The organism is Burkholderia sp. JKS000303, assembly GCF_002563755.1.
GTDB lineage: Bacteria > Pseudomonadota > Gammaproteobacteria > Burkholderiales > Burkholderiaceae > Burkholderia > Burkholderia anthina_B.
The window spans coordinates 26,139-43,074 of sequence record NZ_PDBZ01000001.1 but is presented as its reverse complement, the minus strand read 5'-3'; the positions used below and the strand labels follow the sequence as shown (position 1 = coordinate 43,074).

Genomic DNA, 16,936 nt, shown 5'->3' with positions numbered 1-16,936 from the left:
ACGCAACATTTTTTTACCAACGGGTCGCTGACAGTTTGATACTGTTTCAACATATCGAGATATGTCCTACCCCGGAGTCGCAATGGATACGCAACTGATGATCGGCCTTGGAGTTCTGCTTGGTGCGGCGGCCGCCGCCGCGGCGACGCGCGATCTGCTGCGCGCGATGAAGGCACGGATGAAGCCGGTGCCGGTGCGGGTGCGCGCGTCGTCGGACGCACCGCGCCGCACCGATCGCTGATCCGGTCCGGGTTTTCAGGCAGGAGCGGGGCCGCATCGCGCGGCCGCGCGGGCCGGCCCTCAGCCGAGCTCGACCACTTTGTCCCACGCGAACGCGGGATTTTCCAGTTCGCCGGTGCGCCGGTGGATGTAGCCGCGCGGGTTGCACACCACGTGCGTGCCGCTGTCGGTCACGTAATCGAATGAAGTATGCGTGTGGCCGTGGATCCACAGGTCCACGGGCGGCCGCACCAGTTCCGCCATGTCCGTGACGAATCCCGCCGACGCAAGATCTTCCGCATAGCGCTCCGCCAGCGAGCGCAGATGCGGCGCGTGATGGGTGACGACGATCGTCCTGCCCGCGAACGGCGTCGCGAGCCGCGCTTCCAGCCACGCGCGGCTTTGCCGGTGCAGCGCGATCGCGTCGGCCGGCGTGAAATCCCGCTCGGGTTCGCTCTCAGCATGCAGCGCCGCGTCGTGCGACCAGGCCACCTGGATCAATCCCTTGAAATCGAGCATCACGCGCTCGCCGGCCTCGATGGATCGCGCGACGCTCGCGGCGTCGGCGCCGAACAACGAGAAATCGGTCCACAGCGTCGTGCCGAGCACGCGAAAGCGCGCGTGCGGATCGACGTACACGCCGTTGTTCAGGTAATGCACGTTGTCGATCGTGTGCGCCACGTCGCGCATCGCCGTTTCCAGCGCGCCGAATTCCCCGTCGTAGTACTCGTGGTTGCCCGGCACGTACACCACCGGCACGGCGGGGTCGAACGTCTCGGCGGCCCAGCGCAGGCCTTCCGCATGATTGTGGATGTCGCCGGCCAGCACGACGAGATCCGCGTCGGCATGCGCGATCGTGTCGGGCTGGTTGCTTTCGAGATGCAGGTCGGACAGGACGCGGACTTTCACGGGCATCGCTCCGGGGTGAATGGCTTCAGCGCAGGACCTTGCCGGGATTCATCAGCCCGCGCGGGTCGAGCGCGGTCTTCAGCGTGCGCATGAGCGTCGTTTCGACCGGCGACTTGTAGCGCTGCGCATCGTCGATCTTCAACTGGCCGATCCCGTGCTCCGCGCTGATCGTGCCGTGGTGACGGTGCACGTTGTCGTACACGACGCGGTTGATCGGCGCCTGGTATTCGGCGAGGAATGCCTTCGGGTCGCCGCCCTCGGGCGTCTGTACGTTGTAGTGCAGGTTGCCGTCGCCGAGGTGGCCGAACGTGACCATCCGCGCGCCCGGCGCGGCCTGCTGGATCGCCGCGTCGGTTTCGTCGATGAAGCGTGCGATCGACGAGATCGGTACCGCGATGTCGTGCTTGATGTTGAGCCCTTCGTCGGCCTGCGCGAGCGGGATGTGCTCGCGCAGATCCCAGAACGCGCGCGACTGCGCGAGGTTTTCCGCGACCACCGCGTCGACGACCAGTCCCGCCTCGAACGCTTCTTCCATCAGCTTCTCGAACAGCGCGCGCGCATGCGTTTCGCTTTCGTTGTCCGACAGTTCGAGCAGCACCGTCTGCGCATGCGTGCGGTCGAACGGGTAGCGCAGTTGCGGATAGTGCTTGCCGACGAGCTGCATGCAGAAATCCGACATCAGCTCGAAGCCCGTCAGCAGCGGCCCGGCCGCGCGTTGCGCGAGCGACAGGAAATCGAGCGCCGCGTGCGGCGACTCGAGCGCGGCCAGCGCCGTGACCTGCGCGGCCGGCAGCGGATGCAGCTTCATCACGGCGGCCGTGATGATCCCGAGCGTGCCTTCCGCGCCGATGAACAGGTCGCGCAGGTCGTAGCCCGTGTTGTCCTTGCGCAGTCCGCGCAGCCCGTCCCAGATTTCGCCCTGCGGCGTCACGACCTCGAGCCCGAGGCACAGCTCGCGCGCATTGCCGTAGCGCAGCACCGCCGTGCCACCCGCGTTGGTCGACAGGTTGCCGCCGATCGTGCAGCTGCCTTCGGCCGCGAGGCTCAGTGCGAACAGCCGGCCGCCTTCGCGGGCGCGCGCCTGCACGTCGGCGAGGATCACGCCAGCTTCGACGGTGATCGTGTTGTTGTGCGGATCGAGCGCGCGCACGCGGTTCAGCCGCGACAGGTTCAGCACGGCCTGGCTGCCGCTCGCGTCGGGCGTCGCGCCGCCGGCGAGGCCCGTGTTGCCGCCTTGCGGCACGAGCGCGACGCCATGCGTGTTCGCGAGTTTCACGAGCGCGGCGACTTCGGCCGTATCGGCCGGCTTCAGCACCGCGCATGCGGCGCCCTTGTAGCGGCGGCGCCAGTCGGTCAGGAACGGTTCGGTGTCGTGCGGACCGGTCAGTACGTATGCGGTGCCGATTGCGTCGCGGCAGGCGGAAACGAAAGCTTCTGGAGAGTTCATCACGGTCGGTCGCGTAAGGGTCAGGACGCAGCGCGCTGCTTCTTTGCCGCGCGCTTGAACGGCGCGACGTAGGCGAGCGCCGCCACGAAGAAGCCGACGGCGAGCGCGGTCTCGCACCAGCCGAGCGTCGCGGACAGCCCGCGGTCGGACATGCCGCGCACGATGCCTTCGGCGAAATAGACGAGGATCAGCATGCTCGCCCACTGCATCGTATAGATGTTACGCCGCCACACGCCGGGCAGCGCGAGCGCGAGCGGCACGGCCTTCAGCATCAGCGCCGAGCCGCCCGGGCGCAGCGGCGCGAGCCACAGCTCCCACGCGAGCGACAGTGCGATCAGTGCGACCAGGCACGCAGCGGCGGCCAGCGCGTAGCGCGGCCGGGCGGCGACGGCGGGGCGGGTGGGCGCGTTCATGCGGCTTCGGCGGCCTGGGCCGCGGCGAGGGCGGCCGCCGCGCGTGCGAGCCGCACGCCGAGCGCGGCCGCGAGCGCCTTTTCGTCCGCGGACAGCCCTTCGGGCGCGCTGCGATCGTGCTGCGACACGTGCGACGCACCGTAAGGCGTGCCGCCGGTGCGCGTCGTACTGAGCGCCGATTCCGTGTACGGGATCCCGACGATCATCATGCCGTGATGCAGCAGCGGCAGCATCATCGACAGCAGCGTCGATTCCTGGCCGCCATGCAGGCTGCCGGTCGATGTGAACACGCTGGCCGGCTTGCCGGTCAGCGCGCCCGATAGCCATTGCGGCGTCGTGCCGTCGAGGAAATACTTGAGCGAGGCGGCCATGTTGCCGAAGCGGGTCGGCGAGCCGAGCGCGAGGCCCGCGCATTCTTCGAGATCGCGCAGCTCCGCATACGGCGGGCCGTCGGCCGGGATGTCGGGGGCGGTGGCTTCGCAGACTGCCGACACGGGCGGCACGGTGCGGATGCGCGCCTGCATGCCCGGCACGCTGTCGATGCCGTTCGCGATCGCGAGCGCGAGATCGCGCGTGGCGCCGTGACGGCTGTAATAGAGGACGAGGATGTCTTTCATGGGCGACGGGGCCGCGTGCGGCCGCGCGCATGCCCGGTGCAGTCGGCCCCTGCTGGATCGAGCGGCTATTATAGGGGCTGAAGCCGTCGCGCAGCGCGGCGGCGGCGCGCCGTGGGGCGCGCTGGATCAAGAAGGAGAAGCCGTTTGCCGAAGTTGAGCGTCGATCTCGACACCCTCAAGCGCCTCGCGCAGTTCGCGGCCCGGCGCAGTGCCGAGGATCGCATCCCGCAAGTAGCGGGCAGCCTCACGTTCACGACGATGCTGGCCCTCGTGCCGCTCGTGACGGTCGCGTTTGCGTTGTTCACCGCATTCCCGATGTTCGCGTCGTTCCAGATCTCGCTGCAGGGGTTCCTCGCGGACCACCTGATGCCCGCGCAGTTCAACGTCCAGATTTTCAAGTACCTGAACCAGTTCGCGTCGAAGGCCAAGGGGCTGACCACGGCCGGCCTGATCGTGCTCGTCGTCACGTCGGTGATGACGATGATGACGATCGAATCCGCGTTCAACCTGATCTGGCGCGTGCGCAAGCCGCGACCGTTCGCGCAGCGCGTGCTCGCGTACTGGGCGCTGATCACGCTCGGCCCGCTGCTGTTCGGCGTGAGCCTGTCGATCTCGTCGTACCTGTTTACGCAGTCGCTGGCGTTCACCGGCGCCGCATCGTCGACGACGCTGATCGAGTGGCTGCTCACGCTCGCATCGCTGCCGCTGACCGTGCTCGCGTTCACGCTGCTGTACGTGTACCTGCCGAACTGCACGGTCGCATGGCGCGACGCGGTGATCGGCGGGCTGTTCGCGGCCATCGCGTTCGAGCTCGCGAAGCGCGGTTTCGGCTATTACGTGCGGCGCATTCCGACCTACACGGCCGTCTACGGCGCGTTCGCGGCGCTGCCGGTGTTTCTGCTGTGGGTATACCTGAGCTGGTTCATCGCGCTGCTCGGCGCGATGGTCTCGTCCGCGCTGCCCGCGATCCGGGTCGGCCAGTTCCATCGCATCCACTATCCGGGCAGCGACCTGCTCGACGCGCTTGAATTGCTCGCGCGGCTGGCCGAGGCGCGCGCGGTCGGCAAGGCCGGCTATACGGCGGTGCGGCTCGCGACCATGCTGCGCTGCGACATGGAAACTGCGCAGCGGCTGTTGCTGACGATGGAGGAGCGGGAATGGATCGCGCGGCTGGACGGCGGCGAGCTTGCGTCGCGCTACATCCTGCTGGCGAACCCGGAGCACCTGACCCTGGCGCAATTGTTCGACGTGCTGGTGATCGACCGTACCGAGCTGACCTACCAGCTGCAGCGGCGCCGCAGCCACGTCGAAGGCGCGGCGCTGCTCGAGGTGCTGTCGAACGACCGGTTCGACGTGTCGCTGGCGTCGCTGATCGCCGCGCACCGGCTGGCAGGGGTGCCGCCGGAGGCGGCCGCGTCGGGGCAGGCGGCCGACGCTGCGCCCGACCCGCACGCACGGCCGCCGAAAACGGCGTGATGCGGTGCCGGGCGGGCGTTACAGCGGAATCTTGCCGGTGCAGATGTCCTTGAACATCACCCAGTCGCCCATCAGGCTGTAGACCGGATGCCGGAACGTGGCGGGGCGGTTCTTCTCGAAGAAGAAGTGTCCGACCCACGCGAAGCCGTAGCCGCACACGACGGCCGCCGGCAGCCACAGCCAGTCGCCGGTCGCGATCGCCATCGCGATGCAGCCGATCACGCCGAGCGAGCCGATGAAGTGCAGCCGCCGCGACGTCAGGTTCTGATGTTCGTTCAGGTAGTACGGGTAGAAATCAGCGAAGCTGGTGAAATGCTCCGAATGCGTATGCGCCATGGCCGTCTCCTCGGGCCGCCGTCCATGCGTTCATTGTGCGGCGGGCGGCCCGCGTCCGCAAGCGCGGCGGCCGCGGCGCGCCGGCCTGCGCTTTCCTTTTGACAGGCTTTCCGATAGGATCGAAAGCGGATTTGCATTCAAGCATGAGGGGACTACGATGCGCGTCAGCGATATTCTGAAAGTGAAGGGCAACACGCTGTTTACGGTGACGCCCGATAAACCGCTGCGCGAAGCGGTCGACACGATGGCCGAGCACGACATCGGCTCGCTCGTCGTGATGGAGTACGGCGATCTCGTCGGGATGCTGACGTTCCGCGAGATCATCCTGCGCCTGCACGTGAACGGCGGCGCGATCGGTGACGTCCAGATCCGCAAGGTGATGGACGAGCCGCTCACCTGCACGCCCGAAACCGACGTCAACGAAGTGCGCCGGATGATGCTCGAGCGCCATGCGCGCTACATGCCGGTGCTCGACAAGAAAGTGCTGATGGGCGTCATTTCGTTCTACGACGTCGCGAAGACGGTCGTCGAGGCGCAAAGCTTCGAGAACCGGATGCTGAAGGCATATATCCGCGACTGGCCGGAATCCGAATCGGAAACCGAAGCGCACAAGCCGTGAAATCCGTCGCGCCCGTTGCCATGATGCGCGGGCGCTGCCATCCGGCGCACGGCGGCGCAGGTTCAGCCTGCGCCGCCGTTTTTTCAACAACAACACAAGGCCCGCGCAGCCTCGCCCAGACGATGCGCGCGTATTCCGAATGAGCGATCACACGCAAGTCTCCTCCGGCTCGCGCGGCGAACGCCGCGAGCACGCATCCCAGTTCGACCTGCTGCGCCAGCGTCGTTTTGCGCCGTTCTTCACGACCCAGTTCCTCGGTGCGCTGAACGACAACGTGTTCAAGATCGGCTTCACGTCGCTCGTCACGTATCACACCGCACGGTTCGCCGGTGTCGACGCGAAGACGGCCGCGTTCCTGATTTCCGCGATCTTCATCCTGCCGTTCGTGCTGTTCTCGGCCACGTCCGGGCAGATTGCCGACAAATACGACAAGGCGACGCTCACGCGTTTCGTGAAGACGTTCGAGATCGCGCTGATGCTGGTCGGCGCGGCGGGCTTCGTCACGCATAGCGCAACCTTGCTGTATCTGTGCACGTTCATGATGGGGATGCACTCGACGCTGTTCGGCCCCGTCAAGTACTCGTACCTGCCGCAGCATCTCGGCGACCATGAACTGGTCGGCGGCAACGGCCTCGTCGAGATGGGCACGTTCATCGCGATCCTGATCGGCACGATCATCGGCGGCGCGGCCGCGGGCATCGAAGGCAGCGGCGAGCGCGTGCTGGCGGTCAGCGTCGTCGTGATCGCGCTCGCGGGGCGGCTCGTCGCGCAGCGCGTGCCGTCGACGCCGGCGCCGCAGCCCGATCTCGTGATCAACTGGAACCCGTTCAGCGAGACCTGGCGCAACCTCGGCCTCGCGCGGCAGAACCGCACCGTGTTCCTGAGCCTGCTCGGCATTTCGTGGCTGTGGTTCGTCGGCGCGACGTTCCTCACGTCGTTCTTCAATTTCGCGAAGGACGTGCTGTCCGCGAGCCCCGACGTCGTCACGGTCCTGCTCGCGACGTTCTCGGTCGGGATCGGCCTCGGCTCGCTGCTGTGCGAGCGGCTGTCGCAGCGGCGCGTCGAGATCGGGCTCGTACCGCTCGGCTCGATCGGCATCAGCGTGTTCGCGATCGAGCTGTATTTCGCGAGCCGCTCGCTGCCGTCGCCCGGCCATCTGCTGTCGGTCGGCGAGTTCCTGGCCCATGCGCGCCACTGGCGCATCCTGGCCGACCTGTTCCTGCTCGCGATGTTCGGGGGCTTCTACAGCGTGCCGTTGTATGCGCTGATCCAGAGCCGCAGCGCGCCGACCCACCGTGCGCGGATCATCGCCGCGAACAACATCCTGAACGCGCTGTTCATGATCCTGTCCGCGTTGATGGCGATGGGGCTGACCAAGGCCGGTGTGGACATCCCGGGTCTGTTCCTCGTCACCGCGCTGCTGAACGTCGTCGTCGCGACGTATATCTACCTGCTCGTTCCGGAGTTCCTGCTGCGCTTCGTTGCGTGGGTGCTCGTGCACACGTTCTACCGGATTCGCCTCGTGCATGGGGAGCGGATCCCGGAAGAGGGCGCAGCCGTGCTCGTATGCAATCACGTGAGCTACGTCGATGCGCTCGTGCTGGCCGCCGCGAGCCCGCGGCCGATCCGTTTCGTGATGGATCACCGGATCTTCAAGACGCGTTTTGCGAGCTGGGTGTTCCGTCATGCGAAGGCGATTCCGATCGCGCCGCGCCACGAGGATCCCGAGATGCTCGCGCGCGCGTACGATGCGTGCGAGGCCGCGCTGAAGGAGGGCGAGCTCGTGTGCATCTTCCCCGAGGGCAAGCTGACCAAGACGGGCGACATCAACACCTTCCATCACGGCATTACCGAGATCCTGACCCGCACGCCGGCGCCCGTGATCCCGATGGCGCTGCGCGGGCTCTGGGGCAGCTATTTCTCCCGCCATGCCGACGCGCGCATGCCGCGGCCCATCAAGCGCGGCATGATGAGCCGGCTGTCGCTCGCGGTCGGCGAGCCGATTTCCGCATCGGTCGCGACGCCCGAAGTGCTGCAGGCCGCGGTGACCGAGCTGCGCGGCGCGCGCAAGTAGGCGGTGCGGCCAGGCGCGACGGTATCGCTCCGGCCCGGATGACGGCCGCGCGCAGCGCGGCGCTGGCGCACCGTCGCTGCCCTCACCGGTGCGGCTGCGCCGGCGGCGCCTGTGGTCTGAACGGTTCACACGGCCCGCGGGCCCGGGACGGCTGGCATAATAGCGGCTTACCTCTTTTTTCGACCGGCAAACGATCGACTGCCAGCAGCCGGGCAGCGCATCGGTTTGTCCATTTCTCTTTGGGCGGTTCCATCATGTCCGGCAATACCCTCGGCACGCTTTTCACTGTCACGACCTTCGGCGAATCGCACGGTCCCGCGATCGGCTGCGTGATCGACGGCTGCCCGCCGGGAATGGGGCTGACCGAAGCCGACATCCAGCTCGAGCTCGATCGCCGCAAGCCCGGCACGTCGCGGCACGTGACGCAGCGCCAGGAGGCCGACGAGGTCGAGATCCTGTCCGGCGTGTTCGAGGGCGTGACGACCGGCACGCCGATCGCGCTGCTGATTCGCAACACCGACCAGCGCAGCAAGGATTACGGCAACATCGTCGAGACGTTCCGTCCCGGCCATGCCGACTACACGTACTGGCAGAAGTACGGCATCCGCGACTACCGCGGTGGCGGCCGCTCGTCCGCGCGCCTGACCGCGCCGATCGTCGGCGCGGGTGCGGTCGCGAAGAAATGGCTGCGCGAGCGCTTCGGCGTCGAGGTGCGCGGCTACATGAGCGGCCTCGGCGATGTCGACGTGCCGTTCGTCGACTGGTCGCACGTGTACGAGAACCCGTTCTTCTCGCCGAACGCGGCGATCGTGCCGGAACTCGAGGCGTACATGGACGCGCTGCGCAAGGACGGCGATTCGATCGGCGCGCGCATCGACGTCGTCGCATCGGGTGTGCCGGTCGGCTGGGGCGAGCCGGTGTTCGACCGTCTCGACGCGGACATCGCGAAGGCGATGATGAGCATCAATGCGGTGAAGGGCGTCGAGATCGGCGCGGGCTTCGACAGCATCGCGCAACGCGGCTCGGTGCACGGCGACGAGCTGACGCCGGGCGGCTTCGTCGGCAACCACGCGGGCGGCGTGCTTGGCGGGATTTCGACCGGGCAGGACATCACCGTGTCGATCGCGATCAAGCCGACGTCGAGCATCCGCACGCCGCGCCGCTCGATCACGAAATCGGGCGACGAGGCGACGGTGGAAACCTTCGGCCGTCACGATCCGTGCGTGGGCATTCGTGCCACGCCGATCGCCGAATCGATGCTCGCGCTGGTGCTGATCGACCATGCGCTGCGTCATCGTGCGCAGTGCGGCGACGTCGAGACGCCGACCCCGAAGATCGCGGGCAGCGCGACCTGATAAAACGGCGCCGGCGCTTGCCGGTTCGGCCGATCCGATGCGAAACGGGGCGCTTGCGGCGCCCCGTTTTCATTGTGCCGCCGCGTATCGGCGGGCCGCTTAGTCGCGGGCGCTGCGGGTCGGCGTCGGCGGCGCAGCGGATTCCCGCACGCGCAACTCGGGCTGCACCGCACAGCCGGGCCCCGGCTCGCCGTTCTCGAGTGCGTCGAGCAAGGCGTGCGCGGCTTTGCGACCGATCGCATCTGTGTCGACCCACATGGTCGTCAGCGACGGCCGTATCTCGCGAGCCAGCGCGACATCGTCGAACCCGGTGATCGACAATTGCGACGGCACGTCGAGGCCCAACGCCTGCGCTTCGAGTAGCGCGCCGAGCGCGAGCGCATCGTTGCCGCAGATCACCGCCGTCGGCCGCGTTGCCGCGCCGTGCGCGATCGCCCGCAGGCTCTCCCGTCCGAACGCGATCGTGGCCGCGCCTTCGTGCAGATGCACCGGGCGCACCGCGAGTCCGTGCGCGGCAAGCGTGTCGTGAATGCCGCGCAGGCGCGCCTGCACGCGGTCGTTGTCCGCCGACGGTTGCATGATGATCGCGAAATCGCGATGTCCGAGGTCGATCAGGTGCGTGGTCAGGCGCGCGAATGCCGCGCGATTGTCGAAGCCGATGCAGCAGTGCGGGCTGTCGTCTCGATACGCGTAGGTCACGACATACGGCACCCGGTGCAGGTCGAGCAGCTCGAACACCTCCGGCGGATACGCTTCGCCGACCAGCGACACGGCTTCCACGCCGCGCGACAGCATCGCGCGCACCTGCGCGAGCGCCTGCGCCGGATCGTAATTCGAGCAACCCAGAAACAGCGTGATGCCGCGTTCGGCCATTACCGTCTGCATGCCCGCGACCTGCGATGCGAACACCTGGTCGTCGAGCGTCGGGATGATCGCGCCGGTGATATGCGTTCGGGTGGACGCGAGCGCGCGGCCGGCCGCATTGGGAATCCAGTTCAGCGCGCGAGCCGCGTCGCGCACGCGTTGCTGTACGTCGGCCGACACCTTGCCCGGATCGTTGTAGACCCGCGAAACGGTCGCGGTCGACACGCCGGCGAGCTTTGCGACGTCGCCCAGCACCGAGCGGCCGCTGCCGCGGCGCGCGCGCGCCGTGCCGCCGCGGGGCGGGGGCGTACTCATCGGTCGTCTCCGCGTACGGTTATCCTGTGCGGACTGCCTGTCGTCAAAAATGCCATCGTTTACCCTCGATCATCGCGGTTCCGCTTGCATTTTCGTTGTCGCTTATGCGAATGTAAGCGCTATCTTAATGCTGTTCTGCATTATGTCAGACTCATGGTTCACATGGGTCATGAAATTCTCGTCGTCGACGATGGCCGGTTCGGCCATTTTGTTCGTCGTAAATGTAAGCGGTTACATTGGTAAATGAACGAAGCAAAGTCACCCCGGATCGCTGTCGTCGGCAGCGTCAACGTCGATCTCGTCACGCACGCGCCGAGGCTACCCGTGCCGGGCGAAACGCTGCTCGGCACCACGTTCCGGACGGTCCACGGCGGCAAGGGCGCGAACCAGGCGGTGGCGGCTGCGCGCCTCGGCGCGTCGGTCGCGATGATCGGTTGCGTCGGTGACGATGCGTTCGGGACGCGCCTGCACGGCGCGCTCGCCGCGGAACGTATCGACGTGACGCATCTGCACCGGATCGAAGGAGAGGCGACCGGGGTCGCGACGATCACGGTCGATGTGCACGGCGCGAACAGCATCGTCGTCGTACCGGGTGCGAACGACCGCCTCGATATCGCGCGGATCGACGCGGCTCGCGACACGATCGCGGCGGCCGCGCTGATGGTGTGCCAGCTCGAGGTGCCGATCGCGACCGTTGCGCACGCCATTGCCAGCGCGATCGCGCATCGCACGCCGGTGCTGCTCAATCCGGCGCCGGCGCAACCGCTGTTCGACGCCTTGCTTGCCCGGATCGACTACCTCGTCGTCAACGAAACGGAAGCGGAGTCGCTGACCGGCATCGCCGTTGGCGACGATGCATCGGCGGTGCGCGCGGCCGATGCGCTGTGCGCGAAGGGCGTCGGCAACGTGCTGGTCACGCTCGGTGCGCGCGGCGTCTGCTGGCGCGGCAGCGCGGGCAGCGGCCGTCATGACGCGATGGCGGTGGTCGCGGTCGATACGACGGCGGCCGGCGACACGTTCGTCGGCGGGTTTGCGACGGCCCGCGCGGGCGGCGCGTCGATGGACGACGCAATCGGCTTCGGCCAGCGTGCGGCCGCGATCAGCGTGACGCGGTGCGGCGCGCAGACGTCGATTCCGACGCGTGAAGAAGTGGAGCGCATGGCCCGCTAGAGGCCGCGCACGACGGACAGGATGCGGCCCGCACCTGTCGATGACATGGAGACAAACGCAATGAACGAAAACCAGGCTGTTCCGAGTGCGCCGCCCCGTATCCGGCGCGGCCAACGTATCGCGCTGGCGTTGCTGATGGCGAGCGGGATCGTCAACTATCTCGATCGCGGTACGCTGGCCGTCGCGAGCTCGGCCATCCGGAGCGATCTCGGGCTGTCGCTCGCGCAGATGGGGTTGCTGCTGTCGGCGTTCTCGTGGAGCTATGCGCTGTGCCAGTTCCCGGTCGGCGGCCTGGTCGATCGAATCGGGCCGCGCCGGCTGCTCGGCATCGGCCTCATCGTCTGGTCGTTCGCGCAGGCGGCAGGCGGCATCGTGGGCACCTTCGGCTGGTTCATCGTCGCGCGCATCGTGCTCGGCATCGGCGAGGCGCCGCAGTTTCCGTCGGCGGCACGGGTGGTGAGCAACTGGTTTCCGTTGCGGGCACGCGGCACGCCGACCGGGATCTTCAACGCGGCATCGCCGCTCGGAACCGCGCTTGCGCCGTTGCTGCTGGCGATTCTCGTCGCGTCGTTCGACTGGCGCTGGGCCTTCATCGCGACCGGCGCGCTCGGTCTCGTCGTCGCGGCCGTGTGGTTCGCGCTGTACCGCGATCCGGCGCGTGCGCAATTGACCGCAGCCGAACGCGACTATCTCGATGCCGATGCACAGACTGCCGTTGCCGCGCCCAAACTGACCTTCGCCGAATGGCGCAGCCTGTTTTCGCACGGCACGACCTGGGGCATGCTGATCGGCTTCTTCGGTTCCGTGTATCTGAACTGGGTCTACCTGACCTGGCTGCCCGGATACCTGACGATGGAGCGGCACATGAGCCTCATTCGCACCGGGTTCGCGGCGTCCGTGCCGTTCCTGTGCGGATTCGTCGGCTCGCTGGTGGCGGGCTGGCTGTCGGATCTGGTGACGCGGCACAGCCGCTCGCCCGTCGTGAGCCGGCGCAATGCGGTGGTCGTCGCGATGCTCGGGATGGTCGCGTTCACGATCCCGGCCGCGCTCGTGCAGAGCAATACGGTCGCGCTTGCGTGCATTTCGGTCGTGATCTTCCTGGCCAATGCGGCGTCGGCATGTTCGTGGGCGCTCGCAACGGCGGCGGCGCCGCCGAGCCGTATCGCATCGCTCGGCGCGATCCAGAATTTCGGCGGCTTTATCGGCGGCGCGCTCGCCCCGATCCTGACGGGCGTCATTGCGCAGAAGTGGTCGTTCGTGCCGGCGCTGCTGACGGCAGCGGCGATCGCATTCGCCGGCGCGATCGCCTACCTGCTGCTGGTGCGCAAGCCGATTCCGGAGCAATCCGCGAGCGCGGCGCACGGAGCGTTGCCGGCCTGAGTATGCGGCGCGGCCGCAGCCTTTACCCAAGCAAGGAGAAACAGATGCAGATCCAACCCCATCAGCGTTCCGGCGCGACGATCGAGGGCATCGTGCCGGTGATGCTGACGCCGTTCGACGACGCCGGCGCGATCGACTACGCCGGGCTCGAGCGGCTGATCGAATGGTATCTGGCGCACGGCTCGGACGCGTTGTTCGCGGTCGCGCAATCGAGCGAGATGCAATTCCTGAGTCTCGCCGAACGGGCGGAACTCGCACGCTTCGTGGTCGAGCGGGTGGCCGGGCGGGTGCCGGTCGTCGCGTCCGGGCACATCAGCGAAGATATCGACGCGCAGGCCGTCGAGCTTTGTGCGGCGGCCGAATCCGGCGCGCAGGGCGTCGTGCTCGTGACCAATCGGCTCGACCCGCAGCGCAAGGGCACTGCCGCGTTTCTCGACCATCTCCGCGCGCTGCTGACCCGGTTGCCGTCGGATCTGCCGCTCGGCCTGTATGAATGTCCGGCGCCGTACCGGCGACTGCTGTCCGACGATGAATTGCGCGCGTGCATCGACACCGGTCGCTTCGTGATGTTGAAGGACGTGAGCTGCGATCTGGAGACGGTCAAGCGGCGCGTCGCGCTCGCCGCGGGTTCGCCGCTGAAGATCCTGAACGCCAACGCGGCGATCGCATGGGATGCGATGAAGGCCGGTTCCGCCGGCTTCAACGGCGTGTTCACCAACTTCCATCCGGATCTGTATCAGTGGCTGCGCACGCAGGGCGACTCGGATCCGGCACTGGCCGACGAATTGTCGACGTTCCTGGTGGTCTCCGCGGTGTCGGAAGCACTCGGCTACCCCGCGCTCGCGAAGATGTATCACCAACGGATCGGCACGTTCGGATCGATCCGTTGCCGCGCGATCGACTACGACGTGCGTGAGCGGTTCTGGGCGCTCGATGCGGTGCTCGACAAGATCGTGTCCGGTACCGAACACTTCCGTCGGCGGATCGCGGCGCGCTAGGGCAGGCCGCACGCATCGTTGCGCGCGAACGCGGGCAGGGCGGTGCGCAATGCCGAACGGACGAAAAAAACGCCGCGCGAGGCGGCGTTTTTCCAGCGGGTTACATGTTCGGGTAATTCGGCCCGCCGCCGCCTTCCGGCGTGACCCACACGATGTTCTGCGTCGGGTCCTTGATGTCGCAGGTCTTGCAGTGCACGCAGTTCTGCGCGTTGATCACCAGCCGGTCGCTGCCGTCGTCGTTCTTCACGAACTCGTACACCGCCGCCGGGCAGAAGCGCCCCTCCGGCCCCGCGTACGTGCGCAGGTTCACGTTCACCGGCACGCTCGCATCCTTCAGCGTCAGGTGCGCCGGCTGGTTCTCCTCGTGGTTCGTGTTCGAGATGAACACCGACGACAGCCGGTCGAACGTCAGCTTGCCGTCCGGCTTCGGATACTCGATCGGCGTGCATTGCGACGCCGGCTTCAGCATCTCGTGGTCCGCATGCTTGTGGTGCAGCGTCCACGGCACGTTGCCGCCCATCACCTTCTGTTCGAGCCCGACCATCAGCGTGCCGAGGTACAGCCCCTTGGCCATCCACTGCTTGAAGTTGCGTGCGCGGTACAGCTCCGTATGCAGCCACGATTGCTTGAAGGCATCCGGGTAGGCATTCAGCTCGTCCGACTGGCGGCCGGCCTGCAGCGCATCGAATGCGGCGTCGGCGGCCAGCATGCCGGTCTTGATCGCCGCGTGGCTGCCCTTGATCCGCGACGCGTTCAGGAAGCCCGCGTCGTCGCCGATCAGCGCGCCGCCCGGGAACACCGTCTTCGGCAGCGACAGCAGGCCGCCGGCCGTGATCGCCCGCGCGCCGTACGACACGCGCTTGCCGCCTTCGAGGAACGCGCGGATCGACGGATGTGTCTTGTAGCGCTGGAACTCCTCGAACGGGGAAAGATAGGGGTTCGTGTAGCCCAGGCCCACCACGAAGCCGACCACGACCTGGTTGTTGTCCATGTGATACAGGAACGAGCCGCCGTACGTGTCGGACTTCAGCGGCCAGCCGGCCGTATGGATCACGAGGCCCGGCTTGTGCTTCGCGGGATCGATTTCCCACAGTTCCTTGATGCCGATCCCGTACGCCTGCGGATCGGCGTTCGCGTCGAGCTTGAACTTCGAGATCAGCTGACGGCCGAGGTTGCCGCGGCAGCCTTCGGCGAACAGCGTGTACTTCGCGTGCAGCTCCATGCCGAGCTGGAAGTTCTCGGTCGGCTCGCCGTCCTTGCCCACGCCCATGTTGCCGGTGGCGACGCCCTTCACCGAGCCGTCGTCGTTGTAGAGAATTTCCGCGGCAGCGAAGCCCGGGAAGATCTCGACGCCCAGAGCTTCGGCCTGTGCCCCAAGCCAGCGGGTCACGTTACCCAGCGAAATCACGTAGTTGCCGTGGTTCTGGAAGTTGGCGGGCAGCGCCCAATTGGGCGTCTGCACCGCGCTCTTCTCGGACAGGAACAGGAAGCGGTCTTCGGTCACGTCGACGGTGAGCGGGGCGCCGCGTTCCTTCCAGTCGGGGAACAGTTCAGTGATCGCGCGCGGATCCATCACCGCGCCCGACAGGATGTGCGCGCCGATCTCGGAACCCTTTTCGAGCACGCACACGCCGATCTCGGCGCCTTTCTCGGCGGCCAGCTGCTTGAGCCGGATCGCCGCAGACAGCCCGGCGGGGCCGCCGCCGACGATCACGACGTCGTATTCCATCGATTCGCGCGGGCCGTACTGCTCGATGAGGCTTGCGGGGGTCATTGGCGTTCCTCTAACCGTTAGAATGCTTTTATTCGGGACCGTATTGTCTGCGAAACGAAACGCTTGCCGCAACAGCATGCGAATAGATTAGCACGATCGTTCTATTTTTTGTGCTGGGGTTATGCTGCACGGGACAGGGCGCCCGTCGTGGCGAAACGACATCGAAAGGGGATGTGCAATGGGTCGATCGATCAATCTGGAAGGCAAGGTTGCGCTGGTCACGGGCGCGTCGAGCGGCCTTGGGCAACGCTTCGCGCAGGTGCTGTCGCAGGCCGGCGCCAAGGTCGTGCTCGCGAGCCGCCGGGTCGAGCGCTTGAAGGAACTGCGCGCGGAGATCGAGGCGGCGGGCGGCGCCGCGCATGTCGTGTCGCTCGACGTCACCGACGTGCAGAGCATCAAGGCGGCCGTCGCGCATGCGGAGACGGAAGCCGGTACGATCGACATCCTCGTGAACAATTCGGGCGTGTCGACGATGCAGAAGCTCGTCGACGTGACACCGGCCGAGTTCGAGTTCGTGTTCGATACGAACACGCGCGGCGCATTCTTCGTCGCGCAGGAAGTCGCGAAGCGGATGATCATGCGCTCGAACGGCAACGGCAAGCCGCCGTACCGGATCATCAACATCGCGTCGGTGGCCGGCCTGCGCGCGTTTCCGCAGATCGGGCTGTATGCGATGAGCAAGGCCGCGGTGGTGCAGATGACGCGCGCGATGGCGCTCGAATGGGGCCGCCACGGAATCAACGTCAACGCGATCTGCCCGGGCTATATCGATACCGAAATCAATCACTACCTGTGGGAAACCGAGCAGGGCCAGAAGCTGCAGTCGATGCTGCCGCGCCGGCGCGTCGGCAAGCCGCAGGATCTCGACGGGCTGTTGTTGCTGCTCGCGGCCGACGAGTCGCAGTTCATCAACGGCTCGATTATCTCCGCCGACGACGGCTTCGGTGTCGCGTGAGCGGATGACATTCAG

Annotated in this window: 16 protein-coding genes; 9 read left to right on the top strand and 7 right to left on the bottom strand. The window is 67.0% G+C overall.

Features of this window, described 5'->3' with window-relative positions; genetic code table 11:
- The first annotated feature begins 82 nt into the window (after positions 1–82).
- Positions 83–241: a hypothetical protein gene (locus tag BX604_RS38855; RefSeq protein ID WP_175686629.1), complete on the top strand. Its 159-nt coding sequence runs from the start codon at positions 83–85 to the stop codon at positions 239–241.
- Between the two features lie 59 nt (positions 242–300).
- On the opposite strand, the gene BX604_RS00205 is transcribed toward BX604_RS38855, so the two are convergent.
- The 4 genes from BX604_RS00205 to wrbA are packed head-to-tail and all read right to left on the bottom strand — an operon-like array spanning position 301 to position 3,605.
- A complete protein-coding gene (locus BX604_RS00205) occupies positions 301–1,128 on the bottom strand; it encodes a metallophosphoesterase (protein WP_098552651.1) in 828 nt (275 codons plus the stop codon).
- Between the two features lie 25 nt (positions 1,129–1,153).
- Entirely contained in the window at positions 1,154–2,575 is a 1,422-nt protein-coding gene (locus tag BX604_RS00200) for an FAD-binding oxidoreductase (RefSeq protein ID WP_098549040.1), read from the bottom strand.
- 20 nt (positions 2,576–2,595) lie between these two features.
- A complete protein-coding gene (locus tag BX604_RS00195; protein ID WP_098549039.1) occupies positions 2,596–2,988 on the bottom strand; it encodes a DUF2069 domain-containing protein in 393 nt (130 codons plus the stop codon).
- On the bottom strand, positions 2,985–3,605 hold the full coding sequence (gene wrbA / locus BX604_RS00190; RefSeq protein ID WP_098549038.1) for an NAD(P)H:quinone oxidoreductase: 621 nt from the start codon (positions 3,603–3,605) through the stop codon (positions 2,985–2,987). The genes BX604_RS00195 and wrbA overlap by 4 nt, the downstream gene beginning before the upstream one ends.
- A 144-nt stretch (positions 3,606–3,749) precedes the next feature.
- On the opposite strand from wrbA, the gene BX604_RS00185 reads away from it, so the two are divergent.
- Positions 3,750–5,081, top strand: a complete 1,332-nt coding sequence (locus BX604_RS00185; protein WP_098549037.1) for a YihY family inner membrane protein — start codon at positions 3,750–3,752, stop codon at positions 5,079–5,081.
- 18 nt (positions 5,082–5,099) lie between these two features.
- Here the strand turns inward: BX604_RS00185 and BX604_RS00180 are convergent, their stop codons facing one another.
- Positions 5,100–5,417 carry an Mpo1-like protein gene (locus BX604_RS00180; protein ID WP_098549036.1) on the bottom strand — a complete coding sequence of 106 codons (318 nt, stop codon included), beginning with the start codon at positions 5,415–5,417 and terminating at the stop codon, positions 5,100–5,102.
- Positions 5,418–5,574: 157 nt separating this feature from the next.
- On the opposite strand from BX604_RS00180, the gene BX604_RS00175 reads away from it, so the two are divergent.
- From BX604_RS00175 to aroC, 3 genes are all read left to right on the top strand, one after another.
- Positions 5,575–6,036, top strand: a complete 462-nt coding sequence (locus BX604_RS00175) for a CBS domain-containing protein (RefSeq protein WP_098549035.1) — start codon at positions 5,575–5,577, stop codon at positions 6,034–6,036.
- Positions 6,037–6,175: 139 nt separating this feature from the next.
- Entirely contained in the window at positions 6,176–8,110 is a 1,935-nt protein-coding gene (locus BX604_RS00170; protein WP_098549034.1) for an MFS transporter, read from the top strand.
- 254 nt (positions 8,111–8,364) lie between these two features.
- Positions 8,365–9,465, top strand: a complete 1,101-nt coding sequence (aroC, locus tag BX604_RS00165) for a chorismate synthase (protein WP_098549033.1) — start codon at positions 8,365–8,367, stop codon at positions 9,463–9,465.
- A 99-nt stretch (positions 9,466–9,564) separates the two neighbouring features.
- Here aroC and BX604_RS00160 read toward each other — a convergent pair whose 3' ends face one another.
- Positions 9,565–10,644, bottom strand: coding sequence for a LacI family DNA-binding transcriptional regulator (locus BX604_RS00160; RefSeq protein WP_098549032.1), 1,080 nt, complete (start codon positions 10,642–10,644; stop codon positions 9,565–9,567).
- A gap of 243 nt (positions 10,645–10,887) precedes the next feature.
- Between BX604_RS00160 and rbsK the strand changes: the two genes are divergently transcribed.
- The 3 genes from rbsK to BX604_RS00145 are packed head-to-tail and all read left to right on the top strand — an operon-like array spanning position 10,888 to position 14,192.
- Entirely contained in the window at positions 10,888–11,814 is a 927-nt protein-coding gene (gene rbsK, locus BX604_RS00155; RefSeq protein ID WP_098549031.1) for a ribokinase, read from the top strand.
- 60 nt (positions 11,815–11,874) lie between these two features.
- A complete protein-coding gene (locus BX604_RS00150; protein WP_098549030.1) occupies positions 11,875–13,194 on the top strand; it encodes an MFS transporter in 1,320 nt (439 codons plus the stop codon).
- Between the two features lie 44 nt (positions 13,195–13,238).
- Positions 13,239–14,192, top strand: a complete 954-nt coding sequence (locus BX604_RS00145; protein WP_373562407.1) for a dihydrodipicolinate synthase family protein — start codon at positions 13,239–13,241, stop codon at positions 14,190–14,192.
- Between the two features lie 100 nt (positions 14,193–14,292).
- Here the strand turns inward: BX604_RS00145 and BX604_RS00140 are convergent, their stop codons facing one another.
- Entirely contained in the window at positions 14,293–15,966 is a 1,674-nt protein-coding gene (locus BX604_RS00140) for an electron transfer flavoprotein-ubiquinone oxidoreductase (RefSeq protein ID WP_098549029.1), read from the bottom strand.
- 178 nt (positions 15,967–16,144) lie between these two features.
- Between BX604_RS00140 and BX604_RS00135 the strand changes: the two genes are divergently transcribed.
- A complete protein-coding gene (locus BX604_RS00135) occupies positions 16,145–16,921 on the top strand; it encodes an SDR family oxidoreductase (protein WP_098549028.1) in 777 nt (258 codons plus the stop codon).
- Positions 16,922–16,936: the final 15 nt, after the last annotated feature.

What these genes read in the sequence shown, in the direction of transcription:
- BX604_RS38855 (WP_175686629.1), top strand. Translation starts at nt 83, where the DNA reads ATGGATACGCAACTGATGATCGGCCTTGGAGTTCTGCTTGGTGCGGCG.
- BX604_RS00195 (WP_098549039.1), bottom strand. Translation starts at nt 2,988, where the DNA reads ATGAACGCGCCCACCCGCCCCGCCGTCGCCGCCCGGCCGCGCTACGCG.
- BX604_RS00200 (WP_098549040.1), bottom strand. Translation starts at nt 2,575, where the DNA reads ATGAACTCTCCAGAAGCTTTCGTTTCCGCCTGCCGCGACGCAATCGGC.
- BX604_RS00135 (WP_098549028.1), top strand. Translation starts at nt 16,145, where the DNA reads ATGGGTCGATCGATCAATCTGGAAGGCAAGGTTGCGCTGGTCACGGGC.
- wrbA (WP_098549038.1), bottom strand. Translation starts at nt 3,605, where the DNA reads ATGAAAGACATCCTCGTCCTCTATTACAGCCGTCACGGCGCCACGCGC.
- rbsK (WP_098549031.1), top strand. Translation starts at nt 10,888, where the DNA reads ATGAACGAAGCAAAGTCACCCCGGATCGCTGTCGTCGGCAGCGTCAAC.
- BX604_RS00175 (WP_098549035.1), top strand. Translation starts at nt 5,575, where the DNA reads ATGCGCGTCAGCGATATTCTGAAAGTGAAGGGCAACACGCTGTTTACG.
- BX604_RS00145 (WP_373562407.1), top strand. Translation starts at nt 13,239, where the DNA reads ATGCAGATCCAACCCCATCAGCGTTCCGGCGCGACGATCGAGGGCATC.
- BX604_RS00140 (WP_098549029.1), bottom strand. Translation starts at nt 15,966, where the DNA reads ATGACCCCCGCAAGCCTCATCGAGCAGTACGGCCCGCGCGAATCGATG.
- BX604_RS00160 (WP_098549032.1), bottom strand. Translation starts at nt 10,644, where the DNA reads ATGAGTACGCCCCCGCCCCGCGGCGGCACGGCGCGCGCGCGCCGCGGC.
- aroC (WP_098549033.1), top strand. Translation starts at nt 8,365, where the DNA reads ATGTCCGGCAATACCCTCGGCACGCTTTTCACTGTCACGACCTTCGGC.
- BX604_RS00150 (WP_098549030.1), top strand. Translation starts at nt 11,875, where the DNA reads ATGAACGAAAACCAGGCTGTTCCGAGTGCGCCGCCCCGTATCCGGCGC.
- BX604_RS00170 (WP_098549034.1), top strand. Translation starts at nt 6,176, where the DNA reads ATGAGCGATCACACGCAAGTCTCCTCCGGCTCGCGCGGCGAACGCCGC.
- BX604_RS00180 (WP_098549036.1), bottom strand. Translation starts at nt 5,417, where the DNA reads ATGGCGCATACGCATTCGGAGCATTTCACCAGCTTCGCTGATTTCTAC.